Here is a 17,508-nt window from a genome sequence, read left to right as displayed (position 1 = left end):
GTGAGATAAAGGACAGGAAAACAACCACAAGAAAAACAACAAAAACAACCCCCCCCCCCCCCCCCCACCCGCCCCCCCCCCCCCCCCCCCCCCCCAACACCCCACCCCCCCCCCCCCCCCCCCCCCCCCCCCCCGCGTCCGGGTGGGAGCGGTCCTGCAGCCCGCACACGCCCGCGCTCGCCGCGAGCAGCCGCGCGGCCTGCGCGGGTTCGTCGCGGCGCAGGGCCAGGTCCGCGACCCCGACGACGGTCCGCGCGATCAGCGGCGCGTATCCGGCCTCGGCCGCCGCCGCGCAGGCCGCCGCGCGGTGCGTCCGGGCCTCGCCGAGGTCGTGGGCGAGGTAGCCGAGGAGGTCGTGCGTCACCGCGCGGACGTTCGCCATCTCCGCCTCTTCGCCCCATACGGCGGTCGCGAGGCCGAGCTGCCGGCGCGCCTCCTCGGCGTCGCCGTCCCACCGGGCGAGTTCCGCCCGGGACAGGGCCAGTTCGGCCAGCGCGTCCGGCCAGGTGACCCGCTCCGCGCACCGCTGCGCCTCGGCGAGGGCGGCCGCCGCGGCGTCCCGGTCGCCCAGCAGCCAGTGGAGCTGGGCCTGCCGCGACCGCATCCGGATGACGTCCTCGGTGGTGCCGGCCTCGGTGACGACCGCTATCGCCTGGTCGTAGCGGTCACGGGCGCGCGCGTACTCGCCGCGTGCGGCGAGCCGGTCCGCAAGTTCGGTCAGCGCGAAGGAGATGCCGAACCGTTCGCCGAGCGCCCGGAACTCGGCGAGCGCCGTCTCCAGGTACGCGTCCGCCTCCCGTCCGCCCCGGCCGAGCACGATCCGCATCTTGCCCAGGTGCAGCCGGGCCAGCGCGCGCACCCACGGGTCCTCGTTGTCGAGCAGCGGTTCGAACGCGGGCAGGAACTCACCGGGCGCCCGCAGCAGGTGTTCCAGCGCGGCGACCAGCCCCAGCAGCGGGTACCGGCGCGGGCTGCGGCGGCTGAACCGGTACGCCTCGCGGATCCACTCGGCGGCCTGGCGTTCGTCGCCCCGCCCGGCGCTGACGAACAGCACGACCAGCGCGTACGCCATCGCCCGGACCTCGTCGGTCACCTCGCCGGGGACCCGGGCGGCCGCGGTGAGCAGTTCCAGGCCCTCGGTGCGGTGCCCGCCGAGCCACCAGTACCAGCCCGCGCCCGCCGCGAGCCGCATCGCCGACTGCGCCTCGGCCGCCGCCAGAGCGCCGCGCATCGCGGCGCCGATGTTGTCGTGCTCGGCCTCGAGCATGGCCAGCCACTCGAGCTGTTCGGCGCGGCGCAGGTGCGGTTCGGCGGTCTCGGCCAGCTCGGTGAAGCAGGCCAGGTGCGCGCGGCGGGCCCGGTCCGCCTCGTCCGCCTCCGCGAGGCGGTGCCGGGCGTACTCCCTGATCGTGCCGATCATGCGGTAGCGCGGGGCGCCGTCGCCCTCGGCGAGCAGCAGCGACTTCTCGGTGAGCGCGGTGAGCAGGTCGAGTACGTCCTCCCGCTCGACCGTGTCGCCAGCATCGCCCGCGCAGACCCGTTCGGCCGCCTCCAGACTCGCTCCGCCGGAGAACACCGCGAGCCGGCGCAGCACCGCCCGCTCGGCGTGGGTGAGCAGCTCCCAGCTCCAGTCGATCGCCGCGCGGAGCGTCCGGTGGCGCGGCAGCGCGGTCCGGCTGCCGCCGGTCAGCAGGCGGAAGCGGTCGTCGAGCCGGGCCGCGAGCTGGTCGACGGACATGGTGCGCAACCGGGCCGCGGCCAGTTCGATGGCCAGCGGGATCCCGTCCAGGGCCCGGCACAGGCGTGCCATGGTCGCCAGGGTGCGGGCGTCGGCCGACAGGTCGCGGCGCACCGCCCCGGCCCGGTCCCGCAGCAGCCGGACCGCGGGTGAGGACGCGATCTCGTCGGGGGTCGCGTCCGCCGCCGGCAGGGCCAGCGGCTCTACCTGCCACACCGCCTCCCCGGTGATGCCGAGCGGTTCCCGGCTCGTCGCCAGGATCCGCAGCCGCCGGCACTCCCCGAGCATCCGGTGGGCGAAGACCGCCGCGGACTCGATCAGGTGCTCGCAGTCGTCCAGGATCAGCAGCGCCTCCCGCTCGCGGATCGCGGCGACCAGCCGGTCCGCCGGCTCGGCGTTCGCGGCCCCGCCGAGCAGGGCGTCCCGCAGGCCGAGTCCGGCGAGCGTCGACTGCGCCACGTCGGCGACGTCGCCGTTCGCGTGGACGGCGGCGAGCTCCACCAGCCAGGCCCCGTCCGGCAGTTCGGCGAGCAGCGTGCGCGCGGTCTCGGCGGCCAGCCGGGACTTCCCCGAGCCGGCCGGCCCGATCACGGTGGTCAGCCGGTGCCCGGCGACGAGTTCGCGGACGGCGGCGATGTCGGCGTCCTTGCCGACGAAGGCGGTCAGCTCGGCCCGCAGGTTGGTCCTGCGTCCCTCCTGCCGTCTCCCCGGCTCACCCCGCAACAGCACGACGTGCAGCGCGGCCAGGTCCGGCGAGGGGTCCACGCCCAGCGCGTCGGCCAGGGCCTCCCGGGCGCGCTGGTACACCAGCAGCGCCTCGCTGTCGCGGCCGGCCGCGGCGAGGGCGCGCATCAGCGCGGCGACCAGCCGTTCCCGCAGCGGATGCGCGGCCACCAGGTCGGCCAGCTCGGGGACTGTGTCCGCCGCGTGCCCGAGGGTGGCCTCCGCGTCGTACCGCTCCTCCAGGGCGGTCAGCCGTAACTCCTCCAGCCGGCCGGCCGCGGCGCCACAGGCCGCGCTGTCGTGCAGGCCGATGTCCTGCAGGGCCGCGCCGCGCCACAGACCGAGGGCCTCGCGCAGCAGCCGCGCCCGCCGGGAGGCGTCCTCGGCGCCGGCCCGGCCCGCGGCGAGGAGACGCTCGAACCGCACGGCGTCCACCGCGTCGGGTTCCACCGCCAGCCGGTAGCCGGCCGGATGCCCCTCGACCACGCCGTCCGGCAGCGCCTTCCGCAGCCGGGAGACCAGGCGCTGCAGGGCGTTCGTCGCGTCGGCGGGCGGGTGCTCGCCCCAGATCCAGTCGACCAGCGACGCCTTCGGGACCACGTGCCCCGGCTTGAGCGCGAGGGCGGCCAGCAGTCCGCGCAGGCGTACGCCCGGCACGTCGACCGAGGCGCCGTCATCCGCACGGACCTCCAACGGCCCCAGCATCCCGATCTCCACCCGCAGATTCTGCCACGGGGCCCGGCGGGAGCCTGCTCACCAACGACGCCTGGAGGGACGGGCGTTGACGGGGCGTCGGGCAGGGCCGGGGCAGATGTCGAGCCGGGCCGCCGAGAGCGGGGCACCGAGCCGAGCCGGGCTGTGGGGCGCCGTTCGGGCCGTCGGCGAGCGGGGCAGGTGTCGAGCGGGTCGCGACCCGCGGCTCCGTGCCGGTCTCGGCCACTGCGAGCGCCCCGTCCCGGTCCGTCCGCACCACCACCGCGCCGCCGGGCTCATAGGGTCCCCACCGTTCTGGGCGCCGGATGGGTCTCTGGCGGGGTTCTTCATGCCGTGGAGGGGTCGGCGCACTGGCCACCTCGGGCGGCACGGTCTCCGGCAATCTCACGGTCTCCGGGAACCTCAGCGTGACCGGGGTGGGACGGACCCTGTTCGTGCGCAAGACCTCGGACCAGTCGGTCACCTCGTCGACCACCCTGGCGAACGACAGCCAGCTCCTGGCACCCGTGGTGGCCAACGCGACGTACACCCTGTTCCTGATGTGCATCTTCTCGGGCAATACCACGGGAGACATCAAGTTCGGCTGGGCCGTCCCCTCCGGCACGGTGCTGCGCTGGTCCGACCGGACGGGCGTCTCCGGCCTGAACTCCGATGTGGACGTGTACTCGGCTCCGGGCGGCACGACCCAGGTGGCCTTCCAGATCTGGGCGACCGTGGTGACCTCGTCCACGACCGGCAACGTGCAGTTCCGGTGGGCCCAGAACACCTCGGACACGACCGCCACCATCGTGCGGACGAACTCGTACCTCCAGCTCACCCGAGTCGCCTGAGCGACGAGCGCACCCGGCCCTGGAGGGGATCCTGAGTCGTTGACCTTGGTCTTGGCCCCGGTCAAGATGGCGAAATGGCGAAGACGCACACGACGGGACTCACAGCAGGCGGACCTACCTGGAAATTTGGGGCGTGTGTCGAAAGTGGCTGGTTGTGACTCCGTGGCCTGTGCTTCCCTGCCGGAGTGAACATCGAGAATTCAGGGGTTGCTGTGGAGGGGCCAGGCCACCGGGTCCGGCGGAGGGCTGATGGCGATGTCGAGAAGTGCGTGCGGGTTCTCGCGGAAGTCCATCAACATGACGGTTACCCGGTGAACTGGCCTGACCATCCTGATGAGTGGCTGTCGCACGCATCCCTGTTGGGGGCCTGGGTCGCTGAACTTGGCGGCCGTGTCGTTGGCCATGTCAGCTTGTCCCGCAGCGGCGAAGGGGATCTGGCCCCCGGCTTGTGGAGCGGCCGGAACGAGACGAGCAAGGACCTGACCGCGGTGGTCAGCCGACTGTTCGTCGCCCCGCAGGCCAGGGGGCATGGCATCGGTGCACTGCTGATCGGCCGGGCCGTGGAGGAAGCACGAAGGCGTGGCCTGCACCCGGTGCTCGACGTCGTGGCGTCCGATACCGCCGCGGCAGCCCTGTATGAGCGGCTGGGCTGGGAACTGATGGCTACGGTCGAGCAACGATGGAGCCCCTCTCAGCTGGTGGCCATCCGCTGTTACGCGGCGGCATCGTGAGGTGGCTGGTCACAGCCACTCATTGATGGCGGCGACGAGGACGGTCGCCTCGTAGCGGACCGCGAGCCTGTCGTATCTCGTGGCTACGGCCCGGTGCCTTTTGAGGCGGTTGATGCCGCACTCGACGGCGTGGCGCTCGCGGTAGTCGACCGGGTCGAACTTCGGCGGCCGACCGCCGCGCGAGCCGCGTCTCTTGCGCTGGCGGGCCTGATCGGCCTCGTCCGGGATGGTGCAGCGGATCCCGCGCCGGAGGCCGTGGAACAGGCTTGGTCGATGTCCCGCTGGTGGAGCTGGGCCAGGGCAAGCCGGGTGGTGGCCAGGGCCCGGTTCCTTCGGAACTGCCAGGAGAGCGAGCCGAGTGCCTGGTGGGATGCGGCCTCCGCCTCGGCGGGATCCCCGATCCGGTCCCGGACGATGGCGGTGATCGCGGCCAGTTCGGCGGCTCCGTGGAAAGCGACCCAGCTCGGCCTGGGCTCGTCGGCGGACGTCTTCTCCAGGGCCTCGCGGGCGTATCCCAGCGACCTCAGGGCGGCTTGCCGGTCGCCGAGGTTGGAATGGCCCACGGCCGTTCTGGCATGCGCCAGGGAGGCGAACAGCGGGTCCCTGCGGGCGATGGCCGTAGACTGTGCCGCGTACCCGGCGTCCACGGCCTGGGTGTGCTGACACCTCTGGTGGGCGAGCATCGCGTAGGAGTTCCACACCCGCAGCTCCGCCACGGGGTCCTGGGCCATCCCGGCGAGGTACAGGGCCGTGTTGAGGTGCCGCTCGGTGCGTTCGAGCTGGCGGGCGTCCAGGACGCTCCAAGCGGCCGTGGCGGTGTAGTCGGCGGCCACGGAGAAGAGCCGCTGCCGGATGCGCTGGGAGGCGCCCTGGCGGAGTTTCGCGAGGGCCTCCTCGGCTCCTGCTAGGGCGGCTCTCTCCAGGCCTTGGTGGCCTACCCGCTGGTCGTCCAAGGCCATCAGGGCGTCCAGGCCAGACCGCAGGCGGATCACGTCGGAGGTGCCGACCCGGCGTCCACCACGACGCCGCTGCCCGCCCCCGCCGCGAGCACCCTCGCGTCCCCCTGCCCCACGTCTTCCCTGTCAAGTTCTGCTTGTCGAACTGAGGGAAGGACGCTGGGCAGGGAGACGCTCAGGCGGAGACTCAGCTCATCGCTTGGGGAGCAGGGCGTTGAGTCGTGTGAACAGTTGGTCGGCTCGCGTGATCGTCGCCGGGTCAATGCGCGGAACGAGCGCAGCCTGCTCGCGGAGGAGAACAGCCGCCGGCTTGTAGTGGTTGAACCGTGTGGCGATCTTCCGTGCCTTGAACACCGCCTCGATCTGCCGGACGACGCGAGGGTCCTTGGCGTTCAGCTCAGAGACGCTGATCGGCTTGGTGAGTTCGGAGGCATAGGCGCGGTTGACGAGATCAAGGTAGAAGTCCCGGTCGAACAGGTCCTCGACGTCTGCGTCGGCCGTGCCGGTGAACTCGCTGATCTCGACGAGTCCGTTCTTGGCAAGCTGGTTGTTGTCCCGGAGGCGCTGGACGGCCCCGACGTCCTTGGTGCTGGAGTCGACGAGGACAGCGACGTTCAGCTTGTTCGCTCCCAGGAGGGTCACGAAGGTGGACAGCTTCCCGGAGCCGCCGATGGGCGTCATGACCCAGCGCGGGTCGAGTCCGACGGAGCCGTTCGTCTCGGCGATGTCCGTGAGGACGTCGAGGTAGATCAGGTCGCTGGGCCCCTCAAGGAGCAGGGTGTGCTCGCCCACGAACAGGGTCTGGGTCATCTCGACGCCCATCGCGGTCAGCAGCGGGAAGGCGGTGTCCTCGTCGGCCTTGAAGATCTCCGAGGAGACCTTAGCGCCGCCGCGCTCCATATCGACGACTGTCCGGACCCTCTGGAGGTGGTCGGGGTCGACCATGAACGGCGAGTGGGTGGTGTAGAGAACCTGATGCTTGGGGGCCAGACGGTCGTCGATCAGCCGGAGCAGGTCTTCCTGGGCCCGGCCGTGGAGGGACAGGCCCGGCTCGTCCAGGAGGAGGATCAGGTTCGTGGTGCCCGCCGCCTCCACCTCGTTGAAGTAGGCGAGGAAGCTGAAGAACCAGACGAACCCGCGGGACCTGTCGTCGAAGGGCACCGACGCGCGATGCCGACGGTTGAAGACCCGGATCTGAAGGATCGGTCCCTCGTTGAGGGGCGGCTGGGCCCCCGGTTCGGGAGTCAGGACCTCCAGGCGTACTTCCAGCTCGGTGTTCTGGGACCAGTACTCGAAGACCTCGTCCGAGATGACGTTGCCCGAGTTCTCCAGCTCACGGATCAGCCGTTCGTGCTGGTCGGAATCCTGGAACTCCTCCGGTGAGACCCCGGCGATGTCCAGCAGGCTCAACAGCGCCCGCTCGCCGCGGGTGATCTCTCCCGACGCTCGGCGCCGGATCAGGTCGGGCAGCGCGACCTTGCCCGGCATCGTGTCGTAGTCCGCGAAGTAGACGAACTTCGGCATGAACGGCTTGGCGTGCTGGTCGATCAGGTAACACTCAAGGCTGCTGTTGCGCCAGGCGCGGATGCGATCGGCCAGCTCGGTCGCGCCGGACGGCGGCTCTTCCAGCCCGTCAAGCGCGTCGAGGAGGTCGGTCATGGTCTTTGCGCCGCCGATGGCCTTGGCGACCGCGGCCGGGAGGTCCAGGGCGGAGCGCAGGTGGTCGACGACCGCGGCCTCGTTGTAGGAGAAGTTGAAGGTCTTGGAGTTGTCCCGGTAGCCGATGACGACCTCGAACTCGGGGCTCCTCATGGCCTTCGGGCCGAGCTCCTCCTCGATGGCCTTCATCTCGGTGTCGTCGAAGCGGAAGGTCGCCCGGACCACGGGGATCTTCTTGCCGGCCGGGAGCCGCTTGCGGTCGCGGGTCTTGCGCGCGGGAAAGTCGACCACCTCGTCGAAGGAGGCGGACTCCACGGGGTTGACCCGGAAGAGCGCCTGGAGAAGGGTCGTCTTGCCCGACTCGTTCTTGCCGACGAGGCAGGTGACGTCCTTCTCGACATCGAATATGTCGGAGTCCTCGACGGACCGGTAGTCGGTGATGTGAGCTCTGACCAGTTGCACTTTGCCTGGGGGTCCTTCCTCGGTTTCCTTAGAGGAGGCCCGGCGTGCCGTGTCGAGAGGCGATGATCACAACAGCGTGACACTGGGTGCCTTCGGTGTTGCGTTCGAGGTATGTTCCAGACGCCAATCAGGAGTGACCCCGGTGTGCCCGTCGACCTCGACGCCGCCGGGGTCCTCTTTTGAGCTAGATCCGAGGGCAACCCGCAGCACTGACAATCCCTCACGAATTACTCGCGAGGCCCGGGTTGAACGGTTGCGTCAGGGAGCCGGAGGGACCCCATGGCGTCGGCGGCCTGCCTCGAACGGGAGCGACAGGCCGCCTGCACCATGATCAACTCTCGACGTCTTCGCCCGCCTCCTCGGTGGCGCCGCGCGCGGCCTCAGAGATTTCATCGATCAGGTCGTCAAGTTCCTCGATCGCCTCGTGCGCCAGGAGGCCGATTCCAATCTTGAGGAGAAGTCGACGAAGGATCTTTCCCTTCGCACGCCTGGCCGCGTTCGACCCCTCGTTAGCGTTTCCTTCGCCGGATGCGGAACTCATGCGGCCCCTCCTTGTAAGCAGTGTTGCCCAGAGAGACGGAGGGGAAAGGGAAACCTCACTGGGTCAAAAAAGAAGATGCCCCCCAGCCCTGCGGGCTGGGGGGCACCTTCTGAGTTCCATCCCTGTCGAGCCGATGGCTCGCATTCCCCTATGACACTTAAGCGGGCGACTCCACTCGCTTATGTGTGAATGCGACAGGGACGGACGGTTCGACCGGTTTCTAGCCGGTCAGCCAGCTGGCAAGCCAGCCAACGAGAGCCGCGAGTGAAACTGCGAGTGCGGCTGCGTGGAACCCACGCACCGCGTAGGCGAGAGCGGGTCCTGCGTTGTCCATCGGTGTCACCTCCTTTGTGTCCTTTGAGGCGCTAGAGCGCCGCGGTTCGATGGAGTGCCAAGAAACGCATCGACATAGTCGATGGCGTCGGGGTCGCCAAGCCGTGCTGCGGTGCGCCACCAGCGCCCAGCCGACTCGTCGTCTCCGATGAGTTCCAGAAGTTCTGCCGCACGGCGTGCGCTCGCCGCGTGCCTGGCTCCTTCCTCTCGGTATCGGTCGAGGACCGTGTGGTCCCCTCCCAGAACAGCTACTGCTTCTTCCCTTTCGCTCAGGCCCCGACCGGGGGCCGGTCCGGCAGCTTGCAGGCTGCCGGACCGGCCTGCGGCCGAACTCTCCGAAGCATCGTCTGCGGCAAAGATCTCGTTCCGCAGTTGCTGCTTTTCAGCGTCGCTCATGCTCCGGGCGAGGGCCTGAGCATCTCGGCGCAGCATGGCCTCGATGCTCAATTACGCCCTCCTGTACTCGATCCCCTGCTGGATGAGGGCCTCACGAAGGCGTCTCAGAGCCAGACTGTGGATGTTGTGCACGGTCGCCGCACCGATCCCGAGCTCTTCCGCGATTTCCTTCGGGGACTTGTCCTCGTAGTAGCGGAGCCAGATAATCTGACGCTGCCGACGGGGCAGTTTCTTGATCTCGGGGCGAAGCAGGTCACGGAGTCCGTGAACATATTCCGCAGAGTCTCTCGGATCGGGGATGTTGTCCTCGATCTCAGAGAACTTGAAACGCCCCTTGACCCGGTAATGGTCGATTAGGACGTTTCGTGCGACTCCGTAGGCGTAGGGGCTGATATTTTCGATATCCACGCCTCGGTTTTCCGCTGCGGAGATCCTCGCGATTGCTTCCTGTGCGAGTTCCGCTGCGACTTCGGGGTCTGCCTCCCCTCGCCGCATGTAGAAATGGATGATGTAGAAGTTTTCGATCAGCCATTCGCTGATGGTCGGCTTCTCATCCACTGGCGGCATCCCGGGTGGAATTCCGCTTGGGCCCCTCCCGGAGGAAGGACTGGGGCCAGTGCGGTCGGCGAGTGGCTTCGTTCACTGCCGGTGACTGCCCCGGAAGGTTGGATCGGGCCTGCATTTCGGTGGCGTCCCTATCCGCGTGCTAGCCGTCCTGTGACGGCAGGAGAGACGTGCGCATCATCCGCTCCTGTGGAGGGTGACGTTGGGGTCCCGAGAACCTCACACTGCCAGAACGAGATTTTTTCGCGGGCCTGTGCGAGGAGACCTGCCGGAGTCACCCCTCCGAGAGAACCGCCAGCCCGTGATCACGCTGGTCAGCTGCGGCGGCTGCGCCACCATCAGGGTGAGCAGCAGCGCTCGGGGGCGGAGCGGCAGGGGCGTCCCGGGGCGGTTGCCGGCAGTCGTACGCTGGCGCAGAGCTGAACCGAAGGAGATCCGTCCGTGCTTGTCCTGCTGCCCCCGTCCGAAGGCAAGGCCCCCTCCGGCCACGGCGCCCCGCTGAAGCTGGAGTCGCTGTCGCTGCCGGGGCTGACCGCCGCGCGTGCGGCCGTCCTCGACGAGCTGGTCGAGCTGTGCGCCGGGGACGAGGACAAGGCGCGCGAGGTGCTGGGGCTGAGCGAGGGGCTGCGCGGCGAGGTCGCGAAGAACGCCGCCCTGCTCACGGCGGGGACGCGGCCCGCCGGGGAGGTCTACACCGGCGTGCTGTACGACGCCCTCGGCCTGGCGTCCCTGGACGCGGCGGCGAAGGAGCGGGCGGCGGGTTCGCTGCTGGTCTTCTCCGGGCTGTGGGGGGCGGTCCGGGTGACCGACGAGATTCCCTCCTACCGCTGTTCGATGGGCGCCAAACTGCCCGGGATCGGGGCGCCGGCCGCGCACTGGCGGGCGCCGATGGCGTCCGTGCTGCCGGAGGCGGCCGGGGACGGGCTGGTGCTGGACCTGCGGTCCTCCGCGTACGCCGCCGCGTGGAAGCCGAAGGGTGAGGTCGCGGCGCGGACGGCGACCGTGCGGGTGCTGCACGCGCCGACCCGGAAGGTCGTCAGCCACTTCAACAAGGCGACCAAGGGCCGGATCGTCCGGAGCCTGCTCACGGCGGGTGCGGTGGTGTCGGCGCCGGGTGAGCTGGTGGAGGCGCTGCGCGATCTCGGATACGTCGTCGAGGCGCAGGCGCCCGCGGCGGCGGGGCGGCCCTGGGCTCTGGACGTGCTGGTCGACCAGGTGCACTGAGGGCGCGCGGCGAGGCGGAGGCGCCTGCTGCCTCCGTATCAGCCCCCGGATCAGCCCCCGGGCCCCGGGCCGGACGGGCGGGCGGCACGTACGCCGTGGAGAGGGGCAGCAGGGAGGCTACGGTGTCAGCACGATCCTGCCGAAGACTTCGCCCGCGTCCATCATCCGGTGCGCGAGCACGGCTTCGTGCAGCGGCAGCACGTCGTGCACCACCGCTTCGATCTCGCCGCGGCCGGCCGCTGCGAACTGCTCGCCGCGTACGGCACTCAGGTCGGCCGGGGTGACGGTAGCCGCGCTGAAAGCGGCGAAGGACAGCGACTTCCGGAACGCCGCCATGATCTTCGTACCGAAGTCCGCGGGCGGCTGACCTGCGACAGCGCCCACGGCCACCATGCGGCCGTTCGGGTTGAGCCGGTCGAGGAACGACGGCATGTCCGCACCGGCGACGACATCGATGATGACGTCATAGCCCGCGGGAGCCGCTTCCCCTCCGTCGCCGGAGCGGTCCAGCACGTGGGTCGCGCCGAGACGGCGCAGCCGCTCGCCGCGCTCGGCCGACGATGTGGTGACCGCCACCGCGGCGGCACCGCCGCGAGCCGCGAGCTGCACCGTCATGATCCCGATACTGCCGGCCGCGCCACGGACCAGGACCGTCTCCCCGGGAGCGAAACGGGCGTGGCGCAGTCCGAAGTGGGCCACCGCACCGGAACTGCCGAGCGTCACCGCGGCCGCGGCGGACAGTCTGCCGGGCAGGGGAAGAATCTGCTCGACCGGCGCGACGGCCTGTTCGGCGTAGCCTCCGCCGGTGCCGGTGAAGCCCCACACCCGTCGGCCGGTCCACGACGTGTCGACGCCGTCACCGACCGCGGTCACGGTGCCCGCCACCTCGCTGCCCGGGATGTGGCCCTCCTGGAAGCCGTAGGCGGCCAGAGCCCCGCTCCGGATCAAGGTGTCGACACCGCCGACGCCCACCGCCTCGGTGGCTATCAGTACCTGCCCGGCAGCAGGTGCGGGTATTGGCAGGTCGACGACGGCCAGACCGTCAGGGCTTCCGAACCGCTGGATCGAGATCGCCTTCAACGTGGTCTCCAGGTTCTCGGAAGGTTCTTGGGGGGTTTTCGGAAGGTGCTCGAAGGCTCTCGGACCGCTCGAGCGCGAGAGCTTCTGCTTCTCGGACGTGCGTCTCGGACGGTAGTGGACGCCCCCGTCCACTTACGTAAAGTGAGAGCGGTGACCGACCGTCTGCCTCACACGCTGCGCTCCGACGCGCTGGACAACCGCGAACGCATCCTCGACGCGGCCCGGGCGCTGTTCTCCGCCGACGGCCTGGACGTGCCCATGCGGGAGGTCGCGCGGCGCGCCGGGGTGGGCCCCGCCACCTTGTACCGCCGCTTCCCGACCAAGCAGATGCTGGTCACCGAGGCCTTCGCGGACCAGCTCCACGCATGTCGCGCCATCGTCGACGAGGGGTGCGCCGATCCTGATCCGTGGCGTGGCCTGTGCCTGGTGATCAAGCGGATCTGTGAGCTGCACGCCCGCGACCGGGGCTTCACCGAGGCCTTCCTGTCGGCCTACCCGGGGGTGGAGGACGTCGCCGCGAGCCGTGAGTACACGGTGAAGGCAGTCGCCGAACTGGCCCGGCGGGCCAAGGAAGCGGGACGCCTGCGGTCAGACTTCGTGCTGGACGACCTGATTCTCGTCCTCATGGCCAACAGGGGGATCCACGCCGAGTCGGCCGCCGGCCAGGTCAAGGCCTCCCGGCGGTTCGCGGGGCTGGTGATCCGGGCGTTCGAAGCCTGCCCCGGGCACGCACCGCCTCTGCCGTGACAGCGTCCCGGGCCCGGTCAGCGCAGGTGGGAGGTGTCGTTGAAGAGGCGGACGCTCGCGTTGCCGTCCGCGTAGTAGGCGACTGCCGAGAGGGAGGCCGCCGACAGTTCCATGCGGAACAGGGACTCCGGTGGGGCGCCCAGGGCGAGCCGTATGAGCGTCTTGATCGGCGTCACGTGGGTGACGAGCAGGACCGTGCGGCCCGCGTACGCCGCGGTCAGCTTGTCGCAGGTGGCGGCGATCCGGGTGGCGGTGGCCGCGAAGCTCTCGCCGCCGCCGGTCGGCCGGGCCTCCGGGTCGGCGAGCCAGGCGTTCAGGTCCTCCGGGTGGCGTTCGCGCACCTCGGCGAAGGTGAGGCCCTCCCAGGCGCCGAAGTCCGTCTCGCGCAGGCCGTCGTCGACGCTCACCTCCAGGCCGAGGCGTTCGGCGACGATGCCGGCGGTCTCGCGGGTGCGGGCCAAGGGGGAGGAGACGATGTGCTGGATCGTGCCGCGCCGGGCGAGGGCGGCCGCGGCCCGCTCGGCCTGCTCCCGGCCGACGTCGGAGAGCGAGGGGTCGCTGCCGCCGGACCCGGAGAACCGCTTCTGCGGGGTCAGCGGCGTCTCCCCGTGCCGCAGCAGCACGAAGGTGGCCGGGGCTCCCATGTCGGCGGGCGCCCAGCCGGGGGAGGCCACGGTCCGCGCAGCGCGGACGTCGGTGTCGGCCTTGGCGGCCTCGCCGTCAGCCGGAGCGCCTGCCCGGTCACGGCCGCGCGCCAACGCCTCGCGCGCCAACGCCGCGCCGGTCCTCGCGTCGCCGGGCGGGGCCATCGGCTCGACGGAGGACGCGGCCTGCGCGGCCTGCGCGGTCGCCTCGGCCGTGGAGGCTGTCGGCGCCGACGCCGACGGAGACGGGGACGGGGACGGGGACCACTGCTCGCCCCGGGCCCCCGCGTCCATCGCCTCGTTCGCCAAGCGGTCCGCGTGCTTGTTCCGGTCCCGCGGGATCCACTCGTACGTCACCCGGTCCGGCGGGAAGACCCGCGCCGCCTGCATCGCCAGCGGCTTCATGTCGGGGTGCTTGATCTTCCAGCGCCCCGACATCTGCTCCACGACGAGCTTGGAGTCCATGCGGACGTGCACCGTGGCCAACGGGTCCAGCCGGTGCGCGGCACGCAGGCCGGCCAGCAGGCCCCGGTACTCGGCGACGTTGTTCGTGGCGACGCCGATGTACTCCGCGGCCTCCGTCAGGGTCTCCCCCGTCACCGCGTCGCGCACCACGGAGCCGTACCCCGCGGGTCCCGGGTTGCCCCGCGACCCGCCGTCGGCCTCGACGACGAACTCCCGCACGGCCGGCCCCTACAGACCGGACTCGGCCGTACGCACCAGGATGCGGCGGCAGTTCTCGCAGCGCACCACCGTGTCCTTGGCGGCCGCGCGGATGTCGTTGATGTCGGTGATGGACAGCTCCTGGCGGCAGCCCTGGCAGGTGCGCTGGTACAGCTTCGCCGCGCCGATGCCGCCCTGCTGCTCGCGCAGCTTGTCGTAGAGCTTCAGCAGGTCCGCGGGGACGGAGGCGGCGACGACCTCACGTTCCTTGGTCACCGACGCCACCTCGCCGTCGATCTCCTCGAAGGCGGCGGCCCGGCGGGCGGTCGCGTCGTCGATCTTCGACTGGACGGAGGCGACGCGCTCGGTCAGCTCGTTCACCCGTTCCTGCGCGGACTCGCGGCGCTCCATCACCTCCAGCACGATGTCCTCCAGGTCGCCCTGGCGCTTGGCGAGGGAGGCGATCTCCCGCTGGAGGTTCTCCAGGTCCTTGGGCGAGGTGATCGCGCCGGAGTCCAGGCGCTGCTGGTCGCGGGCGGCGCGCTGGCGCACCTGGTCCACGTCCTGCTCGGCCTTGGTCTGCTCGCGGGCGCAGTCGCTCTCCTCCGTCTGGGCGGCCACCAGGAGGTCGCGCAGCTGGGTTGCATCCTTGGTCAGCGACTCGATCTCGGCGTGCTCGGGCAGCGACCTCCGCTTGTGCGCGAGCTGCTGCAGGCGCACGTCGAGGGCCTGGACGTCGAGGAGTCTGATCTGGTCGGCGGGCGCGGCGTTCAGTTGGGGGCTCCAGGTGAAGGGGAGTGACTGGTCCAGGGGTCGGTGACCGTCTTGGAGACGTGGACGCGCAGGTCCCATCCGTGCCGGTCGGAAATTTCGTCGAGCTGGCTCGCGGCCAGCTCGCACCAGGGCCACTCGGTGGCCCAGTGCGCCGCGTCGAGCAGCGCGAGAGGACGGTGGGCACCGGCCGCCATGAACTCGGAGGCCGGGTGGTGGCGCAGGTCCGCGGTGAGGAAGGCGTCGACGCCGGCCGCCCGGACGTGATCGAAGAGGCTGTCGCCGGAGCCGCCGCTGACGGCGACGGTGCGGATCGGCGCCTCGGGGTCGCCGGCGACGCGGATGCCCTGCGCGGTGGCGGGCAGCCGCTCGGCGGCGCGGGCGGCGAGGTCGCGCAGCGTCATCGGGTGGTCCAGTTCGCAGACGCGGCCGAGGCCGCGGCGGCCGTGCGGGTCGCTCGGGTCGGGGACGACGGGGCCGGTGACCCGCAGGTCCAGCGCGCCGGCGAGCGCGTCGCTGACGCCCGGGTCGGCCGTGTCGGCGTTGGTGTGGGCGACGTGCAGGGCGATGTCGTTCTTGATCAGCGTGTGCACCACGCGGCCCTTGAAGGTGGAGGCGGCGACCGTCGTGGTCCCGCGCAGATAGAGCGGGTGGTGGGTGACCAGCAGGTCGGCGCCGAGCTTCACCGCCTCGTCGACGATCCCCTGGACGGGGTCGACGGCGAACAGGACCCGGGTGACCTCCTGGTCGGGGTCGCCCACGACCGTGCCGACCGCGTCCCAGGACTCGGCCCGCTCGGCGGGCCACAGGTTCTCCAGCGCGGCGATGACTTCAGACAGACGGGGCACGGGAAAAGGCTACCTGCCTGCACCGCGCCGCTGAACCGGTGCCGGGAACCGGGTCCGGGACCGGCCCGGAAACCGGGTCCAGGACGGGTTCCGGCATCGGCACCGGGACCGGCTCCGGGGACCGTGCGGGCCTCGGCCCACCGTCAGCACATGGGCCGTCGGCTCCTCAGGCGAATCGTTCCTGGGACACCCGTATGTGTGAAGCGGGCGCCAGCCTGTCCCCGCCTGCGCGTACGAAAACTAGCGTCGTCGCAGGAGGTGACCAGACGATGACGGCCTGTGCGATCGAGTCCGGGGCGGCGCCCGGGGACGGCGCCCCGCGAGCGGGCTGCTGCACGATCACCGTGGACGGCGCCTACGCCGCCCGCCTCGCGCCGGACGGCGACTCCTGGTTCCCGGAGCGCTGGACACTCGACGGCCCCGAGCCGTACGCCGTGCCGCTGCCCGGCAGCCGGCCGGAGCAGCCGGGCAGCGAGGTGCAGCCGATGGGCGACGGACGGGTGCTGATCCGCCGGACGGCCGAGGGGCGGCACGTCTTCGCGCTGCTGTACCCGACCGGACCGGGCACGGGTGAGCTGCCGCTCGGGACGGTCGAGTGCGCGGAGCCCGGCAGCCGGCTGCGGCTGCTGCCGCCGGCGCCGGGCGGCGAGCGGGCGTACGCCCTCGTCGTGGGCCCGCGGTCCAGCACGGTGTGGCGGGTGGCGGGCGGCGCCTTCGGTCCGGAGCGCGTGGCGGAGGTGCCGGGGCGCTGCTCGGGCGGGGTGTGGCTGGAGCGGTCGGGGCGGATGCTGGCCCTGGACCGGGAGACCGGCGGCCGGACCAAGACGGTCGTGGTGGACCTGGAGCGGGGCGGCGAGGTCTCGCCGCTGCTGCAGATCGCCGCCGACAGCGACGACCGGCTGCTCCTCGCCGACCTGGACAGCGGGCTGCTGCTGATCAGCTCGGACGCCCCCTCGCCCGGACAGGAGCGGCTGGGCTGGGGCGTGCTGGGCAGCACACTGCCGGTGCGCTTCCCCGAGAGCCTGCGGCTGCCCGGCTGCTCGGTGACGCCGTTCGCGATCCAGCCGGGGCAGGTGCTGACGCCGGAGAGCTGTGCGGTGGCGCTGCGCATCGACGGTCCGGCCGGCGGCTGGGTCGGCGTGTGGCGGCCGGAGGGACGGCGGATCCACCATCTCCCGGCGCCCGAGGGGTGGTTGGCAGGCGCCGGGCTGTGCACGCCGGACGGCGTACTGCTGCTGCCGTACGCGACGGGCGAGGTGCCGTGCGGTGTGGCACGGGTGCCGGCGCCCGCACGGCAGGCGGAGGGCGCCGGCACGGCGGTACGGGCGCGGTGGGAGCGCGTGGCCCCGGCCGCGGAGGGCGCCGACCCCGCGCGGGAGGGCGCGAACCACGCGTCACCGGGCGCCTCGCCTCCGCCGGACGGCGGGTCGCCGCGGGACGACGACCCGGAGCTCGCCGCGCCGCGTCCGGTGCCGTTGCAGCAGGCGCCGTTGGGGGGTCTTGTAACGAAATAGTCCCGGTCGGCGTGGTCGGCTGGATCCGGCCCTCGGGGGGCTGGATAGACTCGCCGGGCTGTAAAGAGATCATGTTTTGACGGGGTGAATAGTTCCGATGAGCGACGCACGTATCATGCAGCCGCTGCCCGCCGAAGCCCGGGAGGACACCGGCCACGGCCGGCACCGGGGCCCGATCTCGGCCCAGGACGGTGACACGGCCCCGCACGGCCGGCACCGCAAGCCCGCCGAGGACGCGGAAGCAGCGGCCTGACGAATGCACTACGGGGGCGGGGGGGGGGGGGGGGGGGGGGGGGGGGGGGGGGGGGGGGGGGGGGGGGGGTGGTTGGGGGTTTTTTTTGGGCTGTTTTCTCTTCTTTTCTGCCCGTTT

Annotated in this window: 15 protein-coding genes and 1 pseudogene; 6 read left to right on the top strand and 10 right to left on the bottom strand. The window is 71.4% G+C overall.

The genetic code is table 11. The annotated features are described in order from the left end of the window. Nucleotides 1–3,178, bottom strand: a 3,178-nt coding sequence (locus ACZ5GT_RS29615) for an AfsR/SARP family transcriptional regulator (RefSeq protein WP_469032093.1), incomplete at its 3' end; no start/stop codon positions are given. A 413-nt stretch (nt 3,179–3,591) separates the two neighbouring features. Between ACZ5GT_RS29615 and ACZ5GT_RS29610 the strand changes: the two genes are divergently transcribed. Both ACZ5GT_RS29610 and ACZ5GT_RS29605 read left to right on the top strand, forming a co-directional pair. Beyond that, nucleotides 3,592–4,005 (top strand): hypothetical protein, encoded by a 414-nt coding sequence (locus tag ACZ5GT_RS29610; RefSeq protein ID WP_469032090.1) that lies wholly within the window; start codon nt 3,592–3,594, stop codon nt 4,003–4,005. Nucleotides 4,006–4,190: 185 nt separating this feature from the next. Beyond that, nucleotides 4,191–4,736: a GNAT family N-acetyltransferase gene (locus tag ACZ5GT_RS29605; protein WP_469032088.1), complete on the top strand. Its 546-nt coding sequence runs from the start codon at nt 4,191–4,193 to the stop codon at nt 4,734–4,736. Between the two features lie 9 nt (nt 4,737–4,745). Here ACZ5GT_RS29605 and ACZ5GT_RS29600 read toward each other — a convergent pair. From ACZ5GT_RS29600 to ACZ5GT_RS29580, 5 genes and pseudogenes are all read right to left on the bottom strand, one after another. After that, a pseudogene (locus ACZ5GT_RS29600) lies at nt 4,746–4,985 on the bottom strand (IS5 family transposase); the annotation flags it as partial. A gap of 899 nt (nt 4,986–5,884) precedes the next feature. Further along, on the bottom strand, nt 5,885–7,813 hold the full coding sequence (locus ACZ5GT_RS29595) for an AAA family ATPase (protein ID WP_469032086.1): 1,929 nt from the start codon (nt 7,811–7,813) through the stop codon (nt 5,885–5,887). A 331-nt stretch (nt 7,814–8,144) separates the two neighbouring features. After that, nucleotides 8,145–8,354, bottom strand: coding sequence for a hypothetical protein (locus tag ACZ5GT_RS29590; protein WP_469032083.1), 210 nt, complete (start codon nt 8,352–8,354; stop codon nt 8,145–8,147). 339 nt (nt 8,355–8,693) lie between these two features. Further along, the gene (locus ACZ5GT_RS29585; protein WP_469032080.1) at nt 8,694–9,134 is read right to left on the bottom strand and encodes a hypothetical protein; all 441 of its coding nucleotides are present in this window, start codon (nt 9,132–9,134) and stop codon (nt 8,694–8,696) included. Further along, on the bottom strand, nt 9,135–9,641 hold the full coding sequence (locus ACZ5GT_RS29580; protein ID WP_469032077.1) for an RNA polymerase sigma factor: 507 nt from the start codon (nt 9,639–9,641) through the stop codon (nt 9,135–9,137). It lies immediately after the preceding gene. 447 nt (nt 9,642–10,088) lie between these two features. Between ACZ5GT_RS29580 and yaaA the strand changes: the two genes are divergently transcribed. Continuing rightward, a complete protein-coding gene (gene yaaA / locus ACZ5GT_RS29575; RefSeq protein WP_469032074.1) occupies nt 10,089–10,871 on the top strand; it encodes a peroxide stress protein YaaA in 783 nt (260 codons plus the stop codon). A gap of 117 nt (nt 10,872–10,988) precedes the next feature. Here the strand turns inward: yaaA and ACZ5GT_RS29570 are convergent, their stop codons facing one another. After that, entirely contained in the window at nt 10,989–11,951 is a 963-nt protein-coding gene (locus ACZ5GT_RS29570) for a zinc-binding dehydrogenase (RefSeq protein ID WP_469032071.1), read from the bottom strand. A gap of 150 nt (nt 11,952–12,101) precedes the next feature. On the opposite strand from ACZ5GT_RS29570, the gene ACZ5GT_RS29565 reads away from it, so the two are divergent. Then, complete coding sequence (locus ACZ5GT_RS29565; RefSeq protein ID WP_469032070.1) at nt 12,102–12,698, top strand: TetR/AcrR family transcriptional regulator; 597 nt, start codon at nt 12,102–12,104, stop codon at nt 12,696–12,698. Between the two features lie 17 nt (nt 12,699–12,715). On the opposite strand, the gene ACZ5GT_RS29560 is transcribed toward ACZ5GT_RS29565, so the two are convergent. The 3 genes from ACZ5GT_RS29560 to ACZ5GT_RS29550 are packed head-to-tail and all read right to left on the bottom strand — an operon-like array spanning nt 12,716 to nt 15,624. Next, nucleotides 12,716–14,026, bottom strand: coding sequence for a bifunctional RNase H/acid phosphatase (locus ACZ5GT_RS29560; RefSeq protein WP_469032067.1), 1,311 nt, complete (start codon nt 14,024–14,026; stop codon nt 12,716–12,718). A gap of 9 nt (nt 14,027–14,035) precedes the next feature. Continuing rightward, on the bottom strand, nt 14,036–14,779 hold the full coding sequence (locus tag ACZ5GT_RS29555) for a zinc ribbon domain-containing protein (RefSeq protein ID WP_469032109.1): 744 nt from the start codon (nt 14,777–14,779) through the stop codon (nt 14,036–14,038). Next, the gene (locus ACZ5GT_RS29550; protein WP_469032063.1) at nt 14,776–15,624 is read right to left on the bottom strand and encodes a Nif3-like dinuclear metal center hexameric protein; all 849 of its coding nucleotides are present in this window, start codon (nt 15,622–15,624) and stop codon (nt 14,776–14,778) included. Before ACZ5GT_RS29550 ends, ACZ5GT_RS29555 begins: the two co-directional genes overlap by 4 nt. Nucleotides 15,625–15,893: 269 nt before the next feature. On the opposite strand from ACZ5GT_RS29550, the gene ACZ5GT_RS29545 reads away from it, so the two are divergent. Together ACZ5GT_RS29545 and ACZ5GT_RS29540 are read left to right on the top strand one after the other, a co-directional pair. After that, a complete protein-coding gene (locus tag ACZ5GT_RS29545; RefSeq protein ID WP_469032060.1) occupies nt 15,894–17,138 on the top strand; it encodes a hypothetical protein in 1,245 nt (414 codons plus the stop codon). 97 nt (nt 17,139–17,235) lie between these two features. Beyond that, complete coding sequence (locus ACZ5GT_RS29540) at nt 17,236–17,391, top strand: hypothetical protein (protein WP_324788515.1); 156 nt, start codon at nt 17,236–17,238, stop codon at nt 17,389–17,391. Nucleotides 17,392–17,508: the final 117 nt, after the last annotated feature.

Source organism: Streptomyces sp. NPDC031340 (assembly GCF_055569945.1).
This window is presented reverse-complemented; position numbering and strand designations above follow the sequence as displayed.